The organism is Bacteroides muris (ex Afrizal et al. 2022) (assembly GCF_004793475.1).
Classification (GTDB): Bacteria; Bacteroidota; Bacteroidia; order Bacteroidales; family Bacteroidaceae; genus Bacteroides; species Bacteroides muris.
In genome coordinates this window covers 1-796 of sequence record NZ_SRYZ01000121.1, presented here as the reverse complement: position 1 = coordinate 796, position 796 = coordinate 1, and the positions used below count along the sequence as shown (strand labels likewise).

The 796-nt window shown below is 33.8% G+C and carries 1 protein-coding gene; it reads right to left on the bottom strand.

Annotated features, from left to right (window positions below; translation table 11 throughout):
• Nucleotides 1-76 precede the first annotated feature (76 nt).
• A complete protein-coding gene (locus E5355_RS19130) occupies nt 77-628 on the bottom strand; it encodes a hypothetical protein (protein ID WP_136011564.1) in 552 nt (183 codons plus the stop codon).
• Nucleotides 629-796 lie beyond the last annotated feature (168 nt).

Here is a 796-nt window from a genome sequence, read left to right as displayed (position 1 = left end):
AGATACAAAGATAGCGATTTTATCTGACATTCACAAATAGAATCACTGTTATTTTGATGATAATCAGAGGATTATTCTAAAATTGTTGCTGACCAACCTGATTGTATTCGATTCGCTGAATAGTTACATAAGGAAGCATGGCGTTATGTTTTTCTTCGTTAATAATCAGAGACTCGAACAAATCAAAAAATTTCTTTAGGTTGTCATTAGGAGGCAGATTATCAAAAAGACCCAATTCTGACAAAGAATATGACAACTCGGATTTAGCTGTAGCCTTTGCTTGTTTAGACAGATACAATCTAATTATTCTGTTCTTAGATTTATCCCACTCAGGGCGGGTATTAAACCAAGTGCCTTGCCAGTTCAAGTAGCATTGGTTGGTCATATATGACCCAAAGCTACAAGTGATATTTATACACACTTGATGTTCTCCATATTCAGACCAATCAGAAATCTGAGTTTGTATTGCTTGGTTCTTATAACCCACTCCCGTCGTGATAAAATCTCCCAAAATGGGTTCTATATATTTTTTATACCCCGGAATAGTCTTTGACTCTGTCTGAACATACTCCAAGTGAGTAACAAAATATTCTAATAAGCACTTATATTGATGGTAATACTTTTCCATAAAAACGATATCGTGGTGAATAACAAACGCAAAGTTAGCAAATTAAAGACAAACAACATCTTCAACCTCACAAACAAACTATAAACTTTTCATTATTAGCACTTATTACCACTAAAAAGTTATTCATCAGTTATATTTTGGTGAATGATTCCACCATTGAAACACCTG